Origin of the sequence: Pseudomonas sp. rhizo25 (assembly GCF_031931935.1) — a bacterium.
Taxonomy (GTDB): domain Bacteria; phylum Pseudomonadota; class Gammaproteobacteria; order Pseudomonadales; family Pseudomonadaceae; genus Aquipseudomonas; species Aquipseudomonas synxantha.
On sequence record NZ_JAUJXA010000006.1, the window covers coordinates 248024 to 270250 of the forward strand.

At 52.0% G+C, this 22227-nt stretch carries 21 protein-coding genes and 2 pseudogenes; 7 read left to right on the forward strand and 16 right to left on the reverse strand.

The window, feature by feature from the left end:
- Nucleotides 1-108: 108 nt before the first annotated feature.
- Nucleotides 109-1818, reverse strand: coding sequence for a bifunctional isocitrate dehydrogenase kinase/phosphatase (gene aceK, locus QZR30_RS16130; protein ID WP_056845623.1), 1710 nt, complete (start codon nucleotides 1816-1818; stop codon nucleotides 109-111).
- A 154-nt stretch (nucleotides 1819-1972) separates the two neighbouring features.
- Here aceK and QZR30_RS16135 point away from each other — a divergent pair.
- A pseudogene (locus QZR30_RS16135) lies at nucleotides 1973-2281 on the forward strand (EamA family transporter); the annotation flags it as partial.
- Between the two features lie 91 nt (nucleotides 2282-2372).
- Entirely contained in the window at nucleotides 2373-2555 is a 183-nt protein-coding gene (locus QZR30_RS16140) for a hypothetical protein (protein WP_311903668.1), read from the forward strand.
- Between the two features lie 245 nt (nucleotides 2556-2800).
- Here QZR30_RS16140 and QZR30_RS16145 read toward each other — a convergent pair whose 3' ends face one another.
- The 12 genes from QZR30_RS16145 to QZR30_RS16200 all read right to left on the reverse strand — a co-directional run bounded on the left by QZR30_RS16145 (nucleotide 2801) and on the right by QZR30_RS16200 (nucleotide 14714).
- Entirely contained in the window at nucleotides 2801-3517 is a 717-nt protein-coding gene (locus QZR30_RS16145; RefSeq protein WP_311903669.1) for a recombinase family protein, read from the reverse strand.
- A gap of 342 nt (nucleotides 3518-3859) precedes the next feature.
- A complete protein-coding gene (locus QZR30_RS16150) occupies nucleotides 3860-4675 on the reverse strand; it encodes a DUF4393 domain-containing protein (RefSeq protein ID WP_311903670.1) in 816 nt (271 codons plus the stop codon).
- Nucleotides 4676-4843: 168 nt separating this feature from the next.
- Complete coding sequence (locus tag QZR30_RS16155) at nucleotides 4844-5653, reverse strand: hypothetical protein (RefSeq protein ID WP_311903671.1); 810 nt, start codon at nucleotides 5651-5653, stop codon at nucleotides 4844-4846.
- Nucleotides 5654-5766: 113 nt separating this feature from the next.
- On the reverse strand, nucleotides 5767-6039 hold the full coding sequence (locus tag QZR30_RS16160) for a hypothetical protein (RefSeq protein ID WP_311903672.1): 273 nt from the start codon (nucleotides 6037-6039) through the stop codon (nucleotides 5767-5769).
- Nucleotides 6040-6220: 181 nt separating this feature from the next.
- Nucleotides 6221-7222 (reverse strand): hypothetical protein, encoded by a 1002-nt coding sequence (locus tag QZR30_RS16165; protein ID WP_311903673.1) that lies wholly within the window; start codon nucleotides 7220-7222, stop codon nucleotides 6221-6223.
- Between the two features lie 135 nt (nucleotides 7223-7357).
- Entirely contained in the window at nucleotides 7358-7720 is a 363-nt protein-coding gene (locus QZR30_RS16170; RefSeq protein WP_311903674.1) for a hypothetical protein, read from the reverse strand.
- Between the two features lie 9 nt (nucleotides 7721-7729).
- Entirely contained in the window at nucleotides 7730-10012 is a 2283-nt protein-coding gene (locus QZR30_RS16175) for a tape measure protein (RefSeq protein WP_311903675.1), read from the reverse strand.
- A gap of 15 nt (nucleotides 10013-10027) precedes the next feature.
- Entirely contained in the window at nucleotides 10028-10588 is a 561-nt protein-coding gene (locus QZR30_RS16180) for a hypothetical protein (protein WP_311903676.1), read from the reverse strand.
- 185 nt (nucleotides 10589-10773) lie between these two features.
- On the reverse strand, nucleotides 10774-11124 hold the full coding sequence (locus QZR30_RS16185) for a hypothetical protein (protein ID WP_311903677.1): 351 nt from the start codon (nucleotides 11122-11124) through the stop codon (nucleotides 10774-10776).
- Nucleotides 11121-11408, reverse strand: coding sequence for a hypothetical protein (locus QZR30_RS16190; protein WP_311903678.1), 288 nt, complete (start codon nucleotides 11406-11408; stop codon nucleotides 11121-11123). Before QZR30_RS16190 ends, QZR30_RS16185 begins: the two co-directional genes overlap by 4 nt.
- Before the next feature lie 238 nt (nucleotides 11409-11646).
- Nucleotides 11647-12201, reverse strand: coding sequence for an NUMOD4 domain-containing protein (locus tag QZR30_RS16195; protein ID WP_311903679.1), 555 nt, complete (start codon nucleotides 12199-12201; stop codon nucleotides 11647-11649).
- Between the two features lie 896 nt (nucleotides 12202-13097).
- Nucleotides 13098-14714, reverse strand: coding sequence for a recombinase family protein (locus QZR30_RS16200; protein ID WP_311903680.1), 1617 nt, complete (start codon nucleotides 14712-14714; stop codon nucleotides 13098-13100).
- 54 nt (nucleotides 14715-14768) lie between these two features.
- Here QZR30_RS16200 and QZR30_RS16205 point away from each other — a divergent pair.
- Nucleotides 14769-15347: pseudogene (locus tag QZR30_RS16205) on the forward strand (DMT family transporter); the annotation flags it as partial.
- Nucleotides 15348-15466: 119 nt separating this feature from the next.
- Here QZR30_RS16205 and QZR30_RS16210 read toward each other — a convergent pair.
- Complete coding sequence (locus QZR30_RS16210) at nucleotides 15467-16327, reverse strand: DMT family transporter (RefSeq protein ID WP_059397793.1); 861 nt, start codon at nucleotides 16325-16327, stop codon at nucleotides 15467-15469.
- Nucleotides 16328-16425: 98 nt separating this feature from the next.
- Nucleotides 16426-16590: a hypothetical protein gene (locus QZR30_RS16215; RefSeq protein ID WP_173664494.1), complete on the reverse strand. Its 165-nt coding sequence runs from the start codon at nucleotides 16588-16590 to the stop codon at nucleotides 16426-16428.
- Nucleotides 16591-16751: 161 nt separating this feature from the next.
- Between QZR30_RS16215 and QZR30_RS16220 the strand changes: the two genes are divergently transcribed.
- The 3 genes from QZR30_RS16220 (at nucleotide 16752) to QZR30_RS16230 (ending at nucleotide 19884) form a co-directional block, all read left to right on the forward strand.
- Nucleotides 16752-17543 carry a CPBP family intramembrane glutamic endopeptidase gene (locus tag QZR30_RS16220; RefSeq protein WP_046071710.1) on the forward strand — a complete coding sequence of 264 codons (792 nt, stop codon included), beginning with the start codon at nucleotides 16752-16754 and terminating at the stop codon, nucleotides 17541-17543.
- 94 nt (nucleotides 17544-17637) lie between these two features.
- Nucleotides 17638-19203 carry a methyl-accepting chemotaxis protein gene (locus tag QZR30_RS16225; protein ID WP_046071709.1) on the forward strand — a complete coding sequence of 522 codons (1566 nt, stop codon included), beginning with the start codon at nucleotides 17638-17640 and terminating at the stop codon, nucleotides 19201-19203.
- Nucleotides 19204-19407: 204 nt separating this feature from the next.
- Nucleotides 19408-19884 (forward strand): hypothetical protein, encoded by a 477-nt coding sequence (locus QZR30_RS16230; RefSeq protein ID WP_052721989.1) that lies wholly within the window; start codon nucleotides 19408-19410, stop codon nucleotides 19882-19884.
- A gap of 141 nt (nucleotides 19885-20025) precedes the next feature.
- Here the strand turns inward: QZR30_RS16230 and QZR30_RS16235 are convergent, their stop codons facing one another.
- Nucleotides 20026-20715 (reverse strand): alpha/beta family hydrolase, encoded by a 690-nt coding sequence (locus QZR30_RS16235; protein ID WP_068967568.1) that lies wholly within the window; start codon nucleotides 20713-20715, stop codon nucleotides 20026-20028.
- Between the two features lie 79 nt (nucleotides 20716-20794).
- On the opposite strand from QZR30_RS16235, the gene ccoN reads away from it, so the two are divergent.
- On the forward strand, nucleotides 20795-22219 hold the full coding sequence (gene ccoN, locus QZR30_RS16240) for a cytochrome-c oxidase, cbb3-type subunit I (protein ID WP_046071707.1): 1425 nt from the start codon (nucleotides 20795-20797) through the stop codon (nucleotides 22217-22219).
- Nucleotides 22220-22227 lie beyond the last annotated feature (8 nt).

Here is a 22227-nt window from a genome sequence, read left to right on the forward strand (position 1 = left end):
TCGACGGTCATCTATGTTATGCGCGGCCGGCAAGTGTGGCAGAAAAGCGACTCATCTGGCAGGTCAAACATGTGGGAGGGGGCTTGCTCCCTCCCACACCGGGATGCGTTATAGCGGGTCCTTTCTGCGATAGGGGAACACATCGATGACCTTTCCGGCGCGAATCGCATCTTGCAGGCCCTTCCAGTAGTCGGCGTTGTACAGCTCGCCATGCAGCTCGTCGAACAGCTTGCGCTGGCCGGCGTCGGCAAACAGGAACGGCGGGAATTCCTCGGGGAACACATCCAGCGGGCCGATGGAGTACCAGGGCTCGGAGGCCATTTCATCCTCGGGGGTGCGCGGTGCGGGGATATGCCGGAAGTTGGCTTCGGTAAGGAAACAGATCTCGTCATAGTCGTAGAACACCACGCGGCCGTGACGGGTGACGCCGAAGTTTTTCAGTAGCATGTCGCCGGGAAAGATATTCGCCGCTGCCAGTTGCTTGATCGCCAGGCCGTAGTCTTCCAGGGCTTCGCGTACCTGGGCGGGGTTGGCGTTGTCGAGGTAGAGGTTGAGCGGGGTCATGCGCCGTTCGGTCCAGCAGTGGCGGATAAGGACCGTGTCGCCTTCGACCTGGACCGTGCCGGCAGCGACTTCCAGCAGCTCGGCCAGGCACTCTGGCTCGAACTTGCCCAGGGGGAAGCGAAAGTCGGCGAACTCCTGGGTATCGGCCATGCGCCCGACCCGGTCGACACTCTTAACCAGGCGATACTTCTCGATAACCGTGGCGCGGTTGACGTTTTTCGACGGCGAAAAGCGGTCCTTGATGATCTTGAATACGGTGTTGAAGCCCGGCAGCGTAAACACGCTCATGACCATGCCGCGCACGCCGGGGGCCATGATGAACTGGTCATCGGTGGTGGCCAGGTGGTTGATCAGCGCACGGTAGAACTCGGATTTGCCGTGTTTGTAGAAGCCGATCGAAGTGTATAGCTCGGCAATGTGCTTGCCCGGCAGGATGCGCTTGAGAAAGCCGATGAATTCGGCGGGCACCGGTACATCGACCATGAAATAGGAACGGGTGAACGAGAAAATGATCGACACGTCGGCTTCGTCGGTAATCAGCGCATCGATCTGGATGCCACGGCCTTCGCGGTGCAGCAGCGGAATGACCAGGGGCCATTGTTCGTCACGTGTGTAGATGCGCCCTACCAGGTAGGCACCTTTGTTGCGGTAGAGCACCGAGGAAAACAACTCGACGTTGAGGTCCGGGTCTTTGCATACCCAATCCGGCAGGTTTTCCCGCAGTTGGGCTTCGAGGCGTTGCAGGTCTGCCGGCAGGTCGGCGTAGGGCTCGCTGAAACTGTAGTCAGCAAACACCTGCGCGAGCATCTGCGCAATATTACCGGTTGGCGTGTAGATCCGGGTTTGCGCCGCCCTTGCACGGCGCTGGCTTGGTCGAGTGGTGTGGATGAACATGCAGCGGTCACTGATCAGGTCATGACTGAACAGGCCGCAGAAGATCGAGTTGTACCAGGTCTCGGACAGTTCATCGTCAAAGCGCAGGTCGATCAGGTCGATATAGGCGCTTTTCACCTGTGGCCACAGGTCGATGTCCAGCAGCGCGACCGCTTCGCAGCTGGCTCGCAGGCGCGCGGTGACCTCGGCGACTTTCTCTTCATAGAGGTTGATACGCGCCGCCGAGGCGGCCTGCCCCTGCTGCCACTGCGCCTTCTCGAATCGTTCGCGGGCGCCATCTGTGATCAGGCGAAAGTGCTCACGGTAATCATCAAAACCGTCGAGGATCATCCGGGCGATAGCGAGGGCGGGCTGCGACATGCGGGAAACCTCGAGCGGGTAGCTGGAAGCCCAGAGCTTAGCCAGTGAACGGTGGCAGGAGAAGGAAGATTTTTCACGGGCCGCGGTACTTAGAGATTGTGTCGACCAGGACGCTGGGCAACACTCCCCCGCCTGATTGGCTTAGGAGTTTTCCGTGAGACCTGTTGATACCCTCTACTTGCTGGGACTGGCGGCCATCTGGGGCGCGAGTTTCCTGTTCATGCGCATCATCGCGCCGGAAATCGGCACCGTGCCGACTGCGTTTTTCCGCGTGTCGATTGCCGCCGCGGGGTTGTTGGTGATCCTGGCGATGATGCGCGTGAGCTGGGATTTCCAGGGCAAGTTCAAGACGGTACTGCTGCTGGGCGTAATCAACTCAGGGATCCCTGCGACCATGTACTCGGTGGCGGCCCAGGTATTGCCGGCGGGTTATTCGGCGATCTTCAATGCAACCACGCCGCTATAGTCGGCACTGTTGGGATAGGCAATTTCCTAATTTCTCACGGGACTCAATACCCGCGAGGAACGCCTATTTACAACGGAGTGAATACCCCATGAAAGCCATCACCTTGGCCCTATCCCGCCTACGCCACCTCATCCAAACAACCATCCAAGCCAAGAGACGGCAGACGTTCAAACAGAACGTGGCTTCTTTGCTCCACTACCTCTTTATGGGACTACTGGTGATTGGCCTGGGCGTTTTGTACGTCGCACTTATAGAAGACATGTCTAAGTGATGTAAGCGGCTTGCAGAAAGAATCTCCATTAGGGCATTCCGAACACCACACCAATTTTCCGCCAAAAAAATAGCCCTGCATGTGCGGGGCTTTCTTTTGCCAGATAGAAAAATATCTACATAGGATTGGCGATTGGATTTCTCTCTGATCTGCTTAACAGACCACGGAGAGGCCAATGCTGAAGCTATGCTTTTTTCAAATATCTGTGGCCGTGGCGATCAGCACAGAAGACGGCCATCACGCCATCAAGGAAAGGCAATACCAAGACGCTTGCACAGGCGATCTACCTGAACGGCTTGCCAATTACCTACAACACCACGGCTAGAAGGCAGCTTGAGCGCGTTGAAGCGTTCAGCCAATGCAGACAAGGTAGATACACCATCGAACATGGCAGACTTGATAGCATCGGCGTATGACTGGCTCACCTTGTCAGCCTTGGCACGATTGCCTTCATGAGCCTTGACCACTAATCCAGCAGCTACAACAGCCTTGTTGCCGTTCTTCATACGCTCGCACTTCTCAGCAGCTACCACATCACCAGCTACCGCCCTCGCCTTCAGACTGGCTAATCCGTCCTTGGTCCGTTGACTGATGAACTCTCTTTCTTGCTCTGCCAATGCTGCATAGATGTGGAGTTGAAACTTGTCAGCCTGGGGCATCACTGCCACCTTGAAATCAACCAGCTTCAGTAAGCCTGCAATGTGTTCTACATCACGACTCAAACGGTCGAGCTTGGCGACTACCAGTACAGCATTACTATCCTTGCAAGCTTTGAGAGCGGCCTTACAGGCATTACGCTCTTGAGGTGGGATTGTGCCTGATGCAATGTCGGTGAACTCTCCTACGATATTCCAGCCCATCTGTGTAGCTGCTTGCTGGACGTAGAGCTTCTGAGAATCCAAGCCCAATCCTGAATCACCTTGACCCTTGGTCGATACTCGGTAGTAAGCAATTACGTTCATGTCGGCACCTCACTCAATGTAAGGCAATTTTACAACATGCAAACGGTCGGAAGCAATACGTAAAGATCATGAGCTCCAATTTGATGCGTTTGGGCAAATCAATTTAAATAGAAGAAACCGATCAACTTCACAACTACAATAGAAATTAATTCATTGACATTATATGCTGAATTTTGATTTTTTTATAATTCAGAATTGCTAAAAATAATTGATAATTAGCTTTACGTAGCGGAAATGCAGAAGGTCTAGCAATCCGAAGACTAAGCCCTTATGGAATGGATACTTCAGCCCATTAGCACATACACTTCTCCCGAAAGAACAGGAATTAATCGTCCTGATAATTTACTCGGTTACGTCAGTGCATATCCTAGCGAACAGTTCGCCCAACGGAGTTGGCTTTAACATCCGCCTAGCAAATGAACATGTAAATTCATTATCTCGCTCTATAAAACTTTTCCACCCCAAGACAAATGGAGAATTCTCTAACTCATCATAAATTCCGGGGGTCGTGTACCAAGTTGTATCGGGAATCCCAGCCAAACCTAATCTACAGATATTATTCAGGTACGAAGGCATCATATCAAGATGTTCAACGTTAACTTCCCGACCGAACAACGAATAATTCGAGAACATATCCTTCGAACCGGTTCTACCATCGACAGGGATAATATTTGAACGAATTGTCAGAAGTGGCAGGGCTCGTTCCCGTAACAACAGCGGTATAAGCTTTGCTTCATCAGGTGTTAATTGCTTAATGATTTCAACAAATGCGGGATGGGCTTCACGCACGGTCTGTTTGGTCATTGATGCCGCTAACAGGTTGGCATACATGTTACTTAACGATTCTTCGTGGCCCGTGTACCGCAATGCTTCAATAGCGGGACCGGCTACGTTTGGCTTAGGAGTCACAATATCCTCAGGTGGAACGCCCTTCAGCTTTTCAGCTACCTTATTGGCGATGAACCCCTGACATTGCTCATATCCCCAAACCAGAGCCCCGACAGGTGCCAGTGCAATGTTAATAGTCTTGGCTACCGTCTCAAGCGCCTTGCCTACCTGCTTCACCGCCGGTTGAGCTAGATCCTGATAGATAGGCACAGCCTCTACCAAACCCTTCACAGCATCTATGGTTTCTTTGACCTTGTTGTCATCGCTCACGTAACACCTCTGGACATTCCCTGACTTGAGGGCAGAATGCCATGCCATGGTGTGAAAGAAAACCGTAGGTAAAGAAAAGCCCCGGCTTGTTAGGCCAGGGCGTGGTTTGCAGCATCAGGTCATCAATTCTTGATCCTATGTAGCCTCTGCTAACCCGAATCAATCGGACTAACGACTTCCGCTTGCTTTTCCACTGAGCATTTTTTGAAGTGCGGCTACTTTTTCAGCCTCTTCTTTCTTCTGGATTTTCTGATCTAGAATTAACTCAATACCAATTTTCAACGTAGGGAACAACTCTAAGCATTCTTGCTCTGACATATTGTGAACACCAGAAGACAAGACACCGTACATCGTATGATGATCTACCAGATAGGACGGGAGATAGTTCTTTAGAGACTTCACCCTATCAGCGACGCGACCAGCAGCGTACTCAGCCTCATGCAACTTCACCCAATCACTATCTTTCTTAGCCTCTGCATGGGCACCCTCTATTAACGACTCAAAAATTCTCCGCAAATAAACTAAGGCACCCGCACCAACTCCATGCGAAACCAAGCCCACCGCCTTAGAGAACCCTGAGTGAAGCTCTTTATCTAAAACAGATCTATACTTCTTTAGTTTGACTCCATCAGCATCCGCCATAGATGGATACTGACCGATCTTGGTAACACCCTCATCCCCATCAAGTTTAAAGGAGTAATTAGCAGTATGATCCCTATCCCTCGAACAGTAAGCCATGAAGTGTATATAAAGCGAATCAGACCAATTATTTCTATGCAAATTAGTATTAGCTACTGGCGAAAATTGAACATTAAACACACTTTCACGACCACATTGCACGCAGTAAGTATCTAGAGGCCCATCATACCTCATGAATTCTCTAAGCTTTGGAAAATTTTTCTCATTTACCTTATAGCAACTGTAAAGAGGCAAACCTATAAAAAATTCTTGGTTTGTAGGGAAATATTCTTCATCCATTCGATTCGGCTCCATGCTATGTGTTCATGAAGGCATTGTGCCACAAGCCTATGACGCTTTCCTACAGGCAAAGAAAAGCCCCAGCGTATGAGGCCAGGGCGTGGTGTGGAGCATCAAGCAGCTTCTTGACGCTTGAACAGTTTGTAGTTGGCTTCATCGCAGCTACGGTTACGGAAAGCCTTTTCACCTTCGTGAGCTACATCAGCTTCATAGAACTTGATAAATTGCTTACGGTGGAAGCTATCGTAGTCCGCACCCTTCATGTCATTAGCGAATGCTTGGTGTAATGCTTCATCGTAAGTCTTACCAGCACCTACGAAAACGTGGCGTAGTTCTTGACCTAGCAAGACAGTGTTTAGGGTTGGATAGGGTTGTACTTGAATCATTGTGTTGTTTCCTTGTGTTGAGGTGTTGAATGAATCATCTGACGCATTCATTAGTTGATTGCCAGCTAACGCTGGTAGTAGAACTAGCAATGTTAAGACAGTGAAATGGGCTGGAGCCCTTATGGAATCAAGCTTTCAGCCATTTGTCACCATGGTAATTATTGCTTAGTGAGTGTTTTCTTTATGCAGCTTTTCGAATGTGGACATGGATCAACCTGTAAATCGCCAAGTGCAAATTATCCACAGCCCCATGCAACCAATCAAAGCAGATACGTTCAATCGCACGCTCTGTTGCAGCTGGCACTTCTAAGTAGATATCAACAAAAGCTTCACCCTCGCCTACCAGACCAGCCAAACGCTCTACAAGCTTCACAGCGGCTGGATCAGCATTAAACCTTGCTAGCTCATGAGCGTAGACCTCTATAGCTGTCATACCACCCAGGGGCGCTCTGTATGGCTTCTTGGTGATGCTAGTTACATTATTTTTGAGGTAGGCAGCTTTAAGCTCTTTCAGCTTTTTTGTAGATTGCTTGTGTATGTCTTTGACAAAGATTTCATTTTCTTCAAACCAATGTTGCAGCTCTACGAACTCCGCAGACTTGACCTTTGAAACTTTCACGAACTCAGCAAACACGGCTCTACCAATATAGGTAATGATTCGTGCAGACAGAGCAGCCAATGGAGCGTCACTTTCAACGGCGTACTTGTATTCAAGTGCGTCCTTGGAAATACACTCGCCTACGTTCATGTCTTTATTACCCCACCTCTGATTAGCTGATGCTTGAGCTACCACGAGATTAGCAGCAGTCAATTTACCGATTGTTTTTTCACCAGCGACAGGCGATAGGTGGCACAAGTGAAACTTCTCAGTGTGCCCGCCGCGTGTATTAGCACGACTATTGAATTTGTAGACGCCATATAGCTGGCCCAGGGATTCAACAGTGTGACCTTCAAGAATCTGAAGAGTACCAGCACGACGACATTCTTTTGCCATCCAAAACATGAAGGCAGAATTCTTGCCTTTAACTTCGCGCTTCGCCTCTAAGCCGTTTGCACGGGCGTACCTTGCAGCGTTCTTGCAAGCATCACCACAGTAAACGGCCTTGGACGACTTAACGCGCTTTTGCTTGCCACAGTGTTTACAGGTGATACGATTACCGGTTTTCTGAGTTACTGCTTTCATGTTTGGCCCCGGCTGGTTGGCAATTAGTGGTTTGGGTTTGTTCTTTACGGCACTGTCCGCTGCAAAACGGTGAATACCGTTTCGCTACAAACACATGCTTACAGTTGATACATATGAAAGTTTTCATATTTGACCTCATGGAGATTGTTGTTTAGGCAAAGGTTTCTTGCCGCTTGCATCGTAGTCTTGGGAAATAACTTCTCTTACGATTATGTGAAGCTCTTTGCGTACATCCTCATAAAACATACGTTGCTGGACAAGTTGAGCTTTCGTGCCTTGAGTTGATAGCTCTTCAACCGTCAACTGCTTGGACATAAGATTATTGGTATAGGAGAGAATTCGATCGTCTTGTCTTTCGAGTTTGGCTAGAACGTCTTCAAACTGTGTTGTGACAAAAGCGGATTGGCGAGAGTGGACAGCATAGATAAATCCAGTAGAACCAACGAAAAGAGAAACTACGAGTACAAGCAACAAAAAGTATTGTTGCTTGGTCATCATTGCTTAGTATTACTCCAGTTCTTTTTGATTCGCAGACAACCTGGCAATCGCGTTAGTCCAAGAGTCAGTTTGAGCAGCAGCATATTCGCGAGCAAATACTACAGGATCAGTGCCAGCTTCAACTTTAATATTGGCAGACTCTACAGTGACGTTATAGACGTTTGATACCTTATCTGACGCCATAACACCAACCGGGTTACCTTTATCGTCCAGACGCTCTTGTGTGAGCTTCTGCTGCCCAACAAACAGACTATCTTGAACACCTTGCAACTGCATACTTTGTGTAACGGCCAATCCTACGACGTTAGACAACAGTGTTGGATTATTTAGGGCATTACCGATGTTTTCAGCAAATGTCTTTGGGCGTCGCTCAAGCATGGCTTGATATGCATCGTTGGACATGTCTTTTGGATCAGCACCAAAACCACTAATACCTTGCACGGTAGCTTTGTTCAATTCGTAAATTGTGGCCTCACGACCTTCAGCTTTAGCATCCATGATTTTCTGATCACGCATTTTAGTTGCACGAGTCAGCTTATCTGTGATGAATTTCCATGTTTCGGCAATGACATTAGAGATTGCTTCGATTTCTTGAAGTGTAGACTTAAACTCTGGTGAGAAGCCAACAGTGCCGGTTGCTTCGTTGATCTTACCAATCGCCGCACCAATATTATCGAACAACCCACTTACTTGACCTACAACTTCATGGAAGTTCTCAATCTCTTCTGGTTTGCTGAATAAATCATCAAATGCGCCCTTGTTGCCATTACCTAGCTGAATCAAGCGGTCAAGGGCATCAGCGCCAAGAGCCAAGTATTCCAGAAGGTGCCCAGCTGACTCACCTGCTTTATCCATAATTCCTTGCATATCTTCGGCAAGGAATTCCATTTGGCGATCAAGATCTTTACGAGCGGTTGCCAACGCACCGGACTTACCAAAGAGTGACGTTCCAGCAAAATTGGCACTTTCGTAGTTTTGATCGTAGATATTTTCACGGCGGTTAAGGCTGCTGCTGTGACTCTGGCGTGCGTTGTCTAAACGACCACCAAGGTTTGCGTTAGCTTTCAGAATACGCCCAAGCTCCAGCAAAACGGGCTTAACCATGGCACCTTTGATCTTGCCAAGCTCCATATCTTTCATAAGAGCAGCGATAGCGTCTTGGCCTGTTTTGCCGTTCTTGCTGACATTTGAATATGCTTCAGCAGCATACTTCATCGCTCCAGGCAGGCTGTCACCGAGTTGGTTTTTCAGCTCTTCCGCCATGATTTGGCCTTTACTTGCCATCTGTGTAATAGCTTTCAAAACAAGGCTATTGGTCGCTGTACTGCTGCCCGTGGCCTTCGCCATACTCAACGTACCTTCAAGTACGTCAGCGGATTCATTAGTAGTCATACCACTTCCAGCTAGCGCCAGTTGCGACTTGACGTAATCCGCTGCGGCATCCTTGGCACTCATGCCTAAGTAATCCATCAGCTTATAGAATCGTGACTCCTGCACCTTCCCGACTTCAGGATCTTTTTCGTCTAAGGCCCGAAACTGAAAACGTGTATTAACACGAGACTCTGTACGCTCTGTTGCAGCGTCCGCGAATCCTTTCAAAGCAGCCCCAGCAGCAATAACCAAAGCAGAGAATCCACTGACAGCCATAGAGCCTGTGCTTAGGTTACTGGCGAAACTGGTAAGCCCACCGCCGATCCCTCCACCAAACCCGCTACTAGCTGCAAGGCTTGTAAGGCCGCTGGTGATACGTTGATGCCCATTTGATACATTCGTATGTAAACGTTGCTGTGTACGCTGTAATTGACTCTGGCGACTATTACGGCGGTGTTCTTCAGTAGCTTGTATCGCAAGCAATCTAGCTTGGGCCTGCGTAGTTCTAATACCATGGATATGATCACGACGAGCAGTTAGGCGTTGAGCCTCTGCAAGTCGGGCAGCTTCACGACGAATAGAGAGTTGATTCTTTGCAGCAGATGTATCAGCACTATCTACAACCTTTCTTGCTGCTGCTTCTTTCTTGATTGCTGCAAGCCTCTGAGTTTCAAGTGTTGCGAGCAGCTTACCATTCTTAATCGCAGCTGTTTGCTGTGCTTGGAAAATCTTACTAGCTTGGGCGACGTTAGAGCTAGAACCAAGGCGTTTAATCTTGGCCTGGACCTGATCGAGCGACTTCATGAGTCGTTTTAATTCGCTGTCAGTTTTTACGAGTGACTGCTTAAAGACAAGCAGCGGACGATAATCCGCTTTAAACTGAAGCGTCCCGTACAACTTGGCAATTTCTTTTTCTAGCATGATGGAACATCCTTATTATGCTGGGAATTCTTCTACCAGCTCTTTTTTCAGAGCTTGAATACGTTGTCCGCGTTTAACTTCAGCTTTAGCAGTTATCGCTGCTAGGCGGTCAATCTCTTTCTGTTCTTCACGAGCTACTTCACGTTCAGCCAGGGCTTCAATGAAAGCTTCGTACTTGGCAGCTAGCTCCGCACGATAGACCACTTCAATCTCTGATTTGATTTCAGCTAACCGAGCATCAATAATGTGTTGTGGTTTACGCATAGTCATAGCAATTGTTGGTTGCGTACCGTAGCCTGTAATAACAGTTGGGAAGTCATGAGCGCTGGTGATTAGCGTGTAACCTTCATCGCGTCTATCTGCAAAAACTTGAAGAGCGTCAGCTAGGCTGTTTTCAAAAATGCGTATTTTGGCTGAATCAGTTACAACAACTTCTTTAGCAGCTTCGTGGTCATAACGGCGACTTCCTTGAATATGAGCCTCATAATCCACTTCGGCTTGAAATACACGGGAGTCTAGTTCTGCTTGGTTGAATTTGTAATCGATGGTCAGGCTATTGTTGTGTTTGCTTGTCATTTTTGTATTACTCCGAATAGTTGTCAGTTTTGCGACGTTGAATCGCACGAGAAATAGCAAGGGATTTGATATGCTGAATTTCAGCAATGAATTTTGGCAAGTGGTGACGTTTGAACTGTTGGCGGAGGTTATCGAACGTTGCCTCATCGGTGTATAGGAACAGCTCGCCTACGGCGTGTTCCAGGTCAGCGTAAATGCTTTGGGTCACCAGCCTGACTGGATTTTCTGGGTGTAAACTTGAATACATTATTCTGTACCTCTTCTAAACTTGGTTTCATATAAATAGTCCCTTTAGATACATTCACAAGACATTCACCTGAGAAAATGGCTTTGGATGCATCCATGTACAGTTGCTGTACTTCAGCTTCAGCCGCCAGTTCTTTTTCAATCTGACGTTGAATAGCGATGACAATACCTTCAGCGGCTGCTCTGTTCTCTGCTTTCTGTGTGGTTGTTAGAATGATTTTCTTTGGCTTGCGTGGCTTCCATATTCTACGAAGCTCCCTTTTATGTTGAAGCCTTTCTAGAAGCGTCATTTCACTCTCCTTAATGTTGGTGTCATCAGTACAACTGCAAGCGCTATTGATTTGAAATGATCAGCTTTATTCCACCATCGCAATGCCTGTCTTGGGGTAAGCTTGACCAACCTAACTTTGCAATCATTATTGGTAGACAATTCTTTTTCACCCCATTCCAGGCTATCTGGATGGGCTTCTTGAGCAGTCAGTTGCACTACATGAAATACGGTCTGCACACCATCAAGCTCGGTGACAGCGGCGTAATTAATCGTTTGCGTTTCTGGAACTGAGAAATTGAGCATTATTTACCACCTGTAAGCTTGTTAACGATTTTGATGAACCATGGTTTATTAGCTAGGGAGTGAACACTCAAAACGTTAGTACGATTCTGCTTGCGGAGGGCTGTTGCTACATAACCACCTTCACGCGAGTCAAGTAGGTGGTAACAGTGGCGCTTAGTATTGCGTGGCAGCCCACCGCCGTATGGACAAACTGTGACCAGCATTAGCTTGCGATCAATCATTAAAAAATGTTGAGTCATTATTTTCTACTCCTTTGCTCAAACTGTGCCCTTTGAATGGAAGCATCTGTGAAGCTTTCACCCTCACGAATACGACTAGCAATGTACTGATAGCGTTGTGGATTACTGGCTCCAAATACAGCTTCAATTGCATCTAGAAGTGGCTGGCGAGTGTTGTTCCACTCAACCATTACGGTGTCTTTTCGATTCCGTTGGTTTACGCTCGCTGGAACGTAACGCAAGTTGAACAAGGCGTTCAAAGCGCGATTACCGTTACGATGATCGAGCTGATAACCGTCTCTACGCTTGAAGAATGCGTCAGTCATAAGTCGAGCTATCTTCACGGGTTGGAATTTACCGAAAATGGCTTGGACCTGGACGGACAAGTAGCCCTTACAAGCTTGATATGGTTTGACTAGTTCTCTGGTGTGGGCTCTACGGACCCTGCCCACGGTAGATATTTCGTAAAGATGAAATTCTGAGCTTCTAACCCAAATCTCCGCAGCGAGCACATTTCTTGTGATTGGGCCGAGGATGACGGCGTTAGTCATTTGTTTGTTGTAGTAATGGGTCATGTATATTCCTTTCGTCAGGTTGTTGTTACTGTTGGGTTTGTTTTGCCTTTCGGCGTTTGTATTTCTTCTGACACGCCTGTGAACAGAATTCTTTCTTAGCGTTGCGTGTTTCCATGGGAACGTCGCAGCACTTGCAAAGGCGTATAGCAATTTGGGCCACGGGAAAATCTCCTTTCTAATGGATTAGTTTGAGTTGTTTTGAAAATGTACGAATTCTGACGTCAAGGCCAAAAAATACCATCACATGGATGGCTTCTTTGTTCCTGACGAAAGGAATGGGCTAAGTTCAGGCTTTTGCAGGCTTGAAATTTTTAGTACGAATAGGTGCCAGTGTAGTGAGCGCCACACTGGCGACGATGCAAGTTGGAATGACACAACTTGCCTCGCATGAGATTGTCACAGAACGGCAGTAGCTTCTGTGGGAGCCTTCAATGAGTATGCCAACTGCTAATATTTTTTAACCCAAGTAATCAGCTAACTTGACTCTACACACCAAACTATAAAGTTTGATTCTTGACTGGATTTGGTCGCTCCCCAGTCGGGAGCTAATGCACTTTGGAGTGCTGACCTGGAGAAGAAAGCTTACTGCTCTCTATCTACTACCTATAATAACACAATAATCTCAAATGTCAAGAAAAATATTACCCTATTATAAATTATTTCACACGATTGATTGGATGTAAACCTAATTCACAAGAAAGTAGATTTCTCGTTGAGACATGATCATCAGACTCATGGAAACAATCCTGGCGACGAACCCCAGCGAAGCCCCAAGATCAAGAGCTTTTGATTTTAAAAACAACAGCTCTTGATTTTAAGAGCTCTGAACCCCCAAGCCCTTGCTTTTGATATTGCGACACTAATTGCGTTGGGCTTGGGCACCCATCCTATCGGCGTTACTTCCCGCCCAACTCAACAAACCCATCCCCACCATCCCACTGCAAGTGCTGAGTAGTCGGCGTAGCTTCAAACTCTGCCAATGCAGCAGCAGCCTGTTTTGAATTGGGCATGTCCAACGCAAGCAACTGCCCATTCTCAAGCAGCCTGTACGTCTCTGTGGGTCGATGTGAGCCCTTGTACTCATACACTTGAACACTGCCCCCAGTTTCTATGTGAGGCTCGTTGACGGTGATCGTAGGGCCATCACAGACGATGGCGTACCCCACGCCCTGGAGCAATGCATTCAACCTTTGCTTATCGTCGTCAAGTAGAGCGTGTTGCAGATCTACCATGTCCTCCAACGTCGAAGGGGCAGGTGCCACCTTCAGCAGTACTTTCTCTTGTTCAAGCTCACCAATCTGGGCCAGTACCTTGTCGAGTACATCCGTAAAGACCTTCGACATTCCGTACTGCACGACCGCTTCAGCAGCATTCAATTCACGGCGACGGAGTTCGGTTAGCTCACCGTCAATCTCGATCATTCGTTTCTCGCCAGAAGACAAATTCTGACTAGCAGCAGCTCGTTGCATTGCCCCATACATCGTTTGGCTACGGATGTAGTCAAGGACGTGCATAGGGATTGATCGGCTGTTACTGCACCCAGCCTCACCCAACCTGTGACGCCCCATGCATAACATCACAGCTGGAGAACGCTTGACGTTAACCACACCGAAGTTCTTTCCACATCGACCACACCTTACCAACCCAGAAAGTAGGTAGACGGCTGATGCTGACTTGATCTTGGTACCAGATACCAAACGCTTCTGTACGCGGTGCCAGAGTTCCTTACTGACCACAGCGGGATACACATCTTCAATTGGAGCCTGCTCTACACGATCAACAGGCTGTGGCTGCCAACGACCTATAGCCGTTGGGTTCTTGAGCCACTTCTTGATGGTGCTGGGATTCAGATTATCCAGTAGCGGATGTTGTCCACGGACACGGGCTAGGATTCTTCGTTCGCCAATACCATCAGCGTAATCCTGAAAAATCGAAACGATCAAAGGCGCTAAGTCCTCGACCAGCTTCCCGTTAGCATCAAGCCACAGCGGTGTACGTCTGGTCGCACCCTCGCCCTTAGCAGCCTTTTCCCGTTTGGCCGCATATGCGGCTTTCACCCTTGATGAAAGAGCGGTGGAATACTGGTGTGCTTGCTGACACTTGGCTACGAGTAAAAATTGGTTGTTGGTATTATTTGGGTCGTCGTTGTACTCCAGGCCATCGTCTAGCGTAATCAACCTCACTCCAGCCCTGGTAATACCCGTGAGCGTGTGAAGCATGTGGTTTGGGTTGAAGCGCCCAGCCCTGTCAATAGCCTCGATCAACACAACGTCACCGCTGGCAATGTCGCCATGCTTAATAGCTGCCAGCAGCTTGCCGAATCCGTTTTGAAGAAGGTTTTCCTCTGTGAAGCCTGAGATACCCAAATCAGTGAATCTGGTACTACTCAACGTGTAATCAGGATGGGCCAGCAGCCACTTGGTCAGCATGTCCTGCTGACGCTTCAAGCTGTCGCCTGTAGCCTGCTGGGCACTACTGAAACGGATGTATGAATGGGCGACTTTTCTGGACATTTACACAGCCTCACAATACGCTAGTACACCGATCCTAACATTACCGACTTCATCCCGTTGATGGGTGTGCTGATTGGCGGGCTGTTCTTCAGCGAACGCCTGACACCGTCGAAAGTCGCGGGGGTAGCCCTGGGGCTGCTTGGCGTAGCCGTGCTCACGCGTGCGGGGCCGGTGGCCTTTGATCTGCAATTGTTGATGGGCGCACTGGCGTGCCTGCTGGCGACCACCTGCTATGGCTTTGCCGGTTTCCTGGCGCGGCGCTGGCTGGATCAGCGCGGCGGGTTGGACAGTCGCCTGTCGGCTCTGGGCAGCATGCTGGGCGCTACATTGTTCTTGCTGCCGTTTTTTGCCTACAGCGCCATCAGCCAGCCACCGGCGAGCTGGGGCGGCTGGCAGGTATGGGCGTCGTTGCTGGGGTTGGGGCTGGTGTGCACGGCATTCGCCTACATCCTGTACTTCCGCTTGCTATCGTCCATTGGCCCGGTCAAGTCGATGACCGTGACCTTTATGATCCCGCCGTTCGGCGTGCTATGGGGGGCATTACTGCTCGATGAACCGCTGTCCATGGCTCACCTGTATGGCGGGGTGTTGATTGCCGGGGCATTGTGGTTGGTGCTGCGCCCGGCCAAATAACCACCTCACTGTAGGAGCGAGCTTGCTCGCGAAAAACCCGAGAGCACCTCATTGATTCAGGATGCCCTCGTTATCGTTGACGTTCTTCGCGAGCAAGCTCGCTCCTACAGGGGTGGGTTTCAGTTTTTACGGAACACAAACACCAGGCCGACGATGATCAACCCCATCCCCAACAGGCTCAACACGGCCAGCCGGTTGCCGAAGATCAGGTAATCCATCACCGCCGTCACCGCCGGCACCAGATAGAACAGGCTGGTGACATTCACCAGGTTGCCGCGGGCGATCAGACGATACAACAGCAGCGTTGCCAACACTGACACCACCAACCCCATCCACAGCACCGGCAGGTAAAAGCTCGCATTGTGCTCGAAATGGAAGGGCTGGAACGGCACGAACACCGCGCACAACAACAGCCCGGCCAGGTATTGCAGCGGCAACGTGCCCAACGGATTGTCGGTGATGCGCTTTTGCATGATCGAGCCCAACGTCATGCTCGCCAGCGCCAGCAGCCCGAACAGCATCCCGGCCAGAGACATGCCGGCCAGCCCGATGCCTTGGTACACCACCATAATTAACCCGGCCAGGCCCAATCCCAGGCCGAATAACCGTCGCCAGGAGCGCTGGCGTTCCATCAGCACCACGGTGAGGATCGGCTGTACGCCCATGATGGTGGCCATCACCCCAGGGGGGACTTTGAGGTCCAGGGCCAGCAGATAAAAAATCTGATAGGCCCCCAGCAGCACCAGCCCCGTCGACACCGCATACAGCATGGGCTTGCCGGGACGTGGCAGCTGCAACTTGAGGATTGGCACCAGCACCACCAGCCCGGCCAGGGCGATGGCAAACCGGATCAGCAGAAAGGCAAAGGGTGAAGCATGAGCCAGGCCCAGCTTGGAGAAAATCGCCCCGCTGCTCCACAGCAGCACAAACAGGCTCGTCGAGGCCGCCGCGGCCACGGATTGTTTCGAAAGAACAGACATGAGTTACCACCTGTGATCAGGCAAACAAGCCGACTCGGTAAATACCGAATTTCAGTAGGTTTTTTTCAGGTAGGCACAGGGCTACAGCGAACAGCTGATCAGCCCGAAATGCCAACACCCGGCGGTGATACGACTGCGTACACCGGCGTGCTACTGACAGGTGGCGGGTAGTGACTGATCTGCGCAGGCTGCTTGGCGCCGCACGGCACGACCACAGCGTTGACCGCTGAATCGACTACCGCTATGCGCTGGGAAGCTGGCATGTGCTGATCTTTTTGAAGGGATAAAGACGCGTCGACTATAACCAGCCGCAAACTTACTTGGCAATCCTTTCCCTACAAGCCTTTTTGCGTGGAGGAGTTTTCATGCCGCCGAACCAGGCCGCTCGCTATAATGCCGCCCAGTTTTTTTAGAAGGATTTCACATGATTGCCCTGCCCTGGCTGTACCTCACGCTGCTTTCCATTGGCTATGTCGTGGCCCTGCTCTATGGCCAACTGGGCCTGCTGGCTGCGGTGTCCGTGGCGCTGCTGCTGGTGGCCGGTTACGCCGTACGCCAGCAACGCAACCCCTGGGCCCGCTACCTGGGCCACGGGTTGTTCATCGTCCTGGCCCTGGGCCTGGCGATGCACTGGCTGCCGGGTTTCTACAACGGCCGGGGCATCGCACCCCAGCGTTTTACCCCTGACGCCGTGCCCTTCTCGATGTACCTGAACCAGGACAAACCACTGATCGGCTTCTGGCTGCTATTGGCCTGCCCATGGATTGTGGCGCGACGGTCATTGCGCCTGTCGATCTGCGTCACTGCGCTGGCCCTGACCCTGACCGCCATCGCCGCCCTGGGTGGCGCTGCCCTGATGGGCATGATCAGTTGGGCGCCGAAATGGCCTGACCAGGCGTGGCTGTGGGTATTGAATAACCTGCTGCTGGTGACGCTGGTTGAAGAGGCGCTGTTCCGTGGCTATATCCAGGGCGGCCTGAGCCAACGCTTCAAACACCTGCCCTATGGCGAGAACCTCGCGCTGCTGCTGGCCTCGTTGTTATTCGGGCTGGTACACCTGGGCGCAGGTTGGCAGTGGGTGCTGCTGGCGAGTATTGCCGGCGTCGGCTACGGCCTGGCGTATCGCTTCGGCGGGTTGGGGGCGGCGATTGCCACGCACTTTGGCTTGAATCTGCTTCACTTCGGGCTGTTCACCTATCCGATGCTGGCCGGCTGAGCTCTAACCCGCTCGTCCGGATTGTTGCAAAAATAAGTTAAATAAATGCCCGCCATGGCCGATAACCCCTGAAAGCCTTGCGGATTGAACAATCATGCGTAATAACCAACCCGTTACCCAGCGCGAACGTACCTTCCCCGCTCAGCAACGGTTGATCTCCACCACAGATGCCAAGGGTGTCATTACCTACTGCAACGACGCGTTTGTCGAAATCAGTGGGTTCACCCGCGACGAACTGACCCGGGCTCCGCACAACCTGGTGCGTCACCCGGATGTGCCGCCGGCGGTGTTCGCGCATATGTGGTCAACGCTCAAACAAGGCTTGCCATGGATGGGCATTGTCAAGAATCGCTGCAAGACCGGTGACCACTACTGGGTTAACGCCTACGTGACACCGGTCTTCGACGGCAACCAGGTGGTCGGCTACGAATCGGTGCGCATCAAGCCCACCGCCGAGCAGATCCGCCGGGCCGAAGCGCTCTATCAACGTATCAACCAAGGCAAGTCGGCCATTCCCCAGCGGGACAAGTGGCTGCCGGTGCTGCAGGACTGGCTGCCATTTATCCTGGTCAGCCAATTGAGCTTCATGATCGGCGCCACCCTTACGTCCCAATGGGGCTTCGCCTTGGCGGCGGCGCTGTCGGTGCCGCTGGGCCTGCTGGGCCTGAGCTGGCAACAGCGCGGCCTCAAGCGTTTGCTGCGCCTGGCCGAGCAGACCACCTCTGACCCGTTGATCGCGCAGATGTACACCGACAGCCGTGGCGCCCAGGCGCGCCTGGAGATGTCGATCCTCAGCCAGGAAGCGCGTCTGAAGACCTGTCTTACACGCTTGCAGGACACCGCCGAACACCTCAACGACCAGGCGGCACGCTCCAACACCCTGGCGCACAACAGCTCCAGTGGCCTGGAACGCCAGCGTGTGGAGACCGAACAGGTAGCCACTGCGGTCAACCAGATGGCAGCGACCACCCAGGAAGTTGCCAGCCACGTGCAGCGCACCGCTGATGCTACCCAGGAAGCCAACCGCCTGACCGGTCGCGGTCGCGATATCGCCGGGGAAACCCGCGAGGCGATCCAGCGGCTTTCGGTGGCCGTGGGCGAGACCGGCGTAACCGTCACCCAATTGGCCAAGGACAGCGATGAAATCGGCGGCGTGGTCGATGTGATCAAAGGCATCGCCGACCAGACCAACCTGCTGGCCCTCAACGCCGCCATCGAAGCGGCGCGTGCCGGTGAGATGGGCCGTGGCTTTGCCGTGGTGGCTGACGAAGTGCGCCAGTTGGCCCAGCGGACTGCGGAGTCCACCGGGCAGATCCATACCCTGATCGCCAAGCTGCAACACACCGCGGCTGCGGCCGTGCAAACCATGGACGCCGGGCATCGCCAGGCTGAAGAAGGCGTGGCGCGGGTGATGGAAGCGGACCAGGCGTTGGTGGGTATCAGTGAAGCGGTGGCGAATATCACCGACATGACCACCCAGATTGCTGCGGCTACCGAAGAGCAAAGCTCAGTGGCCGAAGAGATCAGCCGTAATATCAGCACCATTGCGCTGTTGGCGGATCAGACTTCGGAACAAGCGATGAGCTCGGCGCAGTTGAGTGAAGAGCTGACTCATACGGCGAATACGCAGTATTCACTGGTGGAGCGATTTAATCGCTGAATATGGCTACCAAGAAAAAATCCTCGATAAGCATCGGGGATTTTTTTTGCCTCCGGCATCAAGGCCAACATTTGCCAAATCAAAAAAGGGCCGATGTCTACTGTCATTTTTGACAGTAGATGAAGTCTGGTTCGGGGTGTAGTTTTCAACAAACAAACTTGACCCCCAATGGGTCTTTATCGTTTGACTGAGAAGGAGTTCATCATGAGCATATATGACATCTACATCCCACCAGCCACTCATCGCCAGAGCTCTGAGTATTATTTTAAGTGGAAAATTGGCAACAATCCTGAGACGGAGGCGGAGCGCTTGGAATTTGGCTTGAGCAGAGATACACCAACCCACCGCTGGCTATTGTCGGGAATAACCGGAAGAACCGATGAACAAAACTATTATTCTTTTTCATTTCGGATTCCTTATATAAATGAAGATCCGATAGATCGGACTTACACACTTGCAAACGGCTTGTTGTTTTCCCATGCTCACAGCATCCCTCCGGTCGATGGCTGGGACGGTGTTCGCGTCATTCAAGCCGAGTGGGCCGAGGTCCATATCAAGCTTGATCCCCGTGCCGGTACGACTGAAGGAACCTTCTCCGCACGTTTCATAGCAGACGGCCTTCCTCTTGAACCCGAAGGAAGCTTCAATATGATCAGAGATGATGTACCAAACCAGCTCTGAAGTTATCAACCTACTGGATCAATCCTGTTGGCTAGGTAAAACCGTAGAAGCAGAGTAACAGCAGCAAACAGCTTTTATTGCACAGGTGCTCGCCGAGCGATGTAACTCAGCGAGCACCGCCAAACTTACCCCACCTGAAAATCAACGCCGCAGATACTCAACAACCTTGAGTGCCGCAGCCTCCAGATGCTGCTCATGACTGAACTCCGATGCCTTCAACGGCTTCAAGTCATGATCCCCCGCCACCAGCCACATCACCTCAATGCCCGGCGACAAGTCATAACCCTCCACCGCCGCCCTATTGCCCAGCGCATCGCGCTCGCCCTGCACAATCAATGTCGGTGTCTTCAACCCGGTCAGATGCTCAACCCGTGGCTTCTGCGGTTTACCCACTGCATAGAACGGATAACCCAGGCACACCAAGCCATCGGCCCCCAACTCGTCGGCGACCAAACTCGCCATGCGCCCGCCCATGGACTTGCCGCCAATCGCCAGCTTCCCAGCGACATGACGTCGCACCTCGCCATACACCTCGCGCCAGCACTCCAGCAGTTTCGGCGCCGGGTTCGGCGGGCGCTTGCCACCATCCACACGGCGCTGGGCCATGTACGGGAACTCGAAGCGCAATACGTTCACCCCATGCCCGGCAAGGCGTGCAGCCATGTCGCTCATGAACGCCGAGTCCATCGGCGCGCCGGCGCCATGGGCCAGGATCAACGTGACCGGCTCGCCCGAAGCCGTGCCCGTGGCGACATCCCACAGCCAGCCGCGTTCGCACACACACTGCGCCCATTGATCCCCGTCAATACTGGCCTTGTGCTCTTTGCCCATGCTTGCCTCGCTTTTTAGTCTGCCTATAACTCCAGCCCAAGTGCCGCATCTGCTTGGGTTGAACCGTGGATGGGGAACCATGAACACTACTTTAAGTACCGCCTATAACTACAAGGTGGTCCGCCAATTCGCCATTATGACGGTGGTGTGGGGCATCGTCGGCATGGGGCTCGGGGTTTTTCTCGCCGCCCAATTGGTTTGGCCTGCGCTCAATTTCGATTTACCTTGGACCAGCTTTGGAAGACTGCGCCCGTTGCACACCAACGCGGTGATCTTTGCCTTTGGGGGCTGCGCGCTGTTTGCCAGCTCGTTCTACTCGGTGCAGCGCACCTGCCAGACCCAGCTGTTCGCGCCGAAACTGGCAGCGTTCTGCTTCTGGGGCTGGCAGCTGGTGATCCTGCTGGCCGCGATCAGCTTGCCGCTGGGCTACACCAGCTCCAAAGAATACGCCGAGCTGGAATGGCCGATCGACATCCTCATCACCATCGTCTGGGTCGCCTACGCCATTGTGTTCTTCGGCACCGTGGCCAAGCGCAACACCAAGCATATCTATGTGGGTAACTGGTTCTTCGGCGGGTTTATCCTCACCGTGGCGATCCTGCACATCGTCAACAACCTGGAAATCCCGGTCAGCCTGACCAAGTCCTACTCGCTGTACGGCGGTGCGACGGATGCCATGGTGCAGTGGTGGTATGGGCATAACGCTGTGGGCTTTTTCCTGACCGCGGGCTTTCTGGGGATGATGTACTACTTCGTGCCCAAGCAGGCCGAACGTCCGGTGTATTCCTATCGCTTGTCCATCGTGCACTTCTGGGCGCTGATCACCCTGTACATCTGGGCAGGTCCCCACCACTTGCACTACACCGCGTTGCCGGATTGGGCACAGTCCCTGGGCATGGTGATGTCGCTGGTGCTGCTGGCCCCGAGCTGGGGCGGCATGATCAACGGCATGATGACCCTCTCGGGCGCCTGGCATAAGCTGCGCAGCGACCCGATCCTGCGCTTCCTGGTGGTGTCCCTGGCGTTCTACGGCATGTCGACGTTTGAAGGCCCGATGATGGCGATCAAGACCGTCAACGCCCTCTCCCACTACACCGACTGGACCATCGGCCACGTACACGCCGGTGCACTGGGCTGGGTAGCGATGATCTCCATCGGCGCGCTGTACCACATGATCCCGAAAGTCTTCGGACGCGAGCAGATGTACAGCCTCGGCCTGATCAACGCGCACTTCTGGCTGGCCACCATCGGCACCGTGCTCTACATCGCCTCGATGTGGGTCAACGGCATCGCCCAGGGCCTGATGTGGCGTGCAGTCAACGAAGACGGCACCTTGACCTACTCCTTCGTCGAAACCCTGGTGGCCAGCCACCCAGGCTTCATCGTGCGGCTGGTGGGTGGTGCGATCTTCCTCACCGGCATGTTGCTGATGGCTTACAACACGTGGCGCACCGTGCGTTCGGCGCAACCGGCCGAAGTCACCGCCGCAGCGCAGATGGCCTGAGGAGTCGA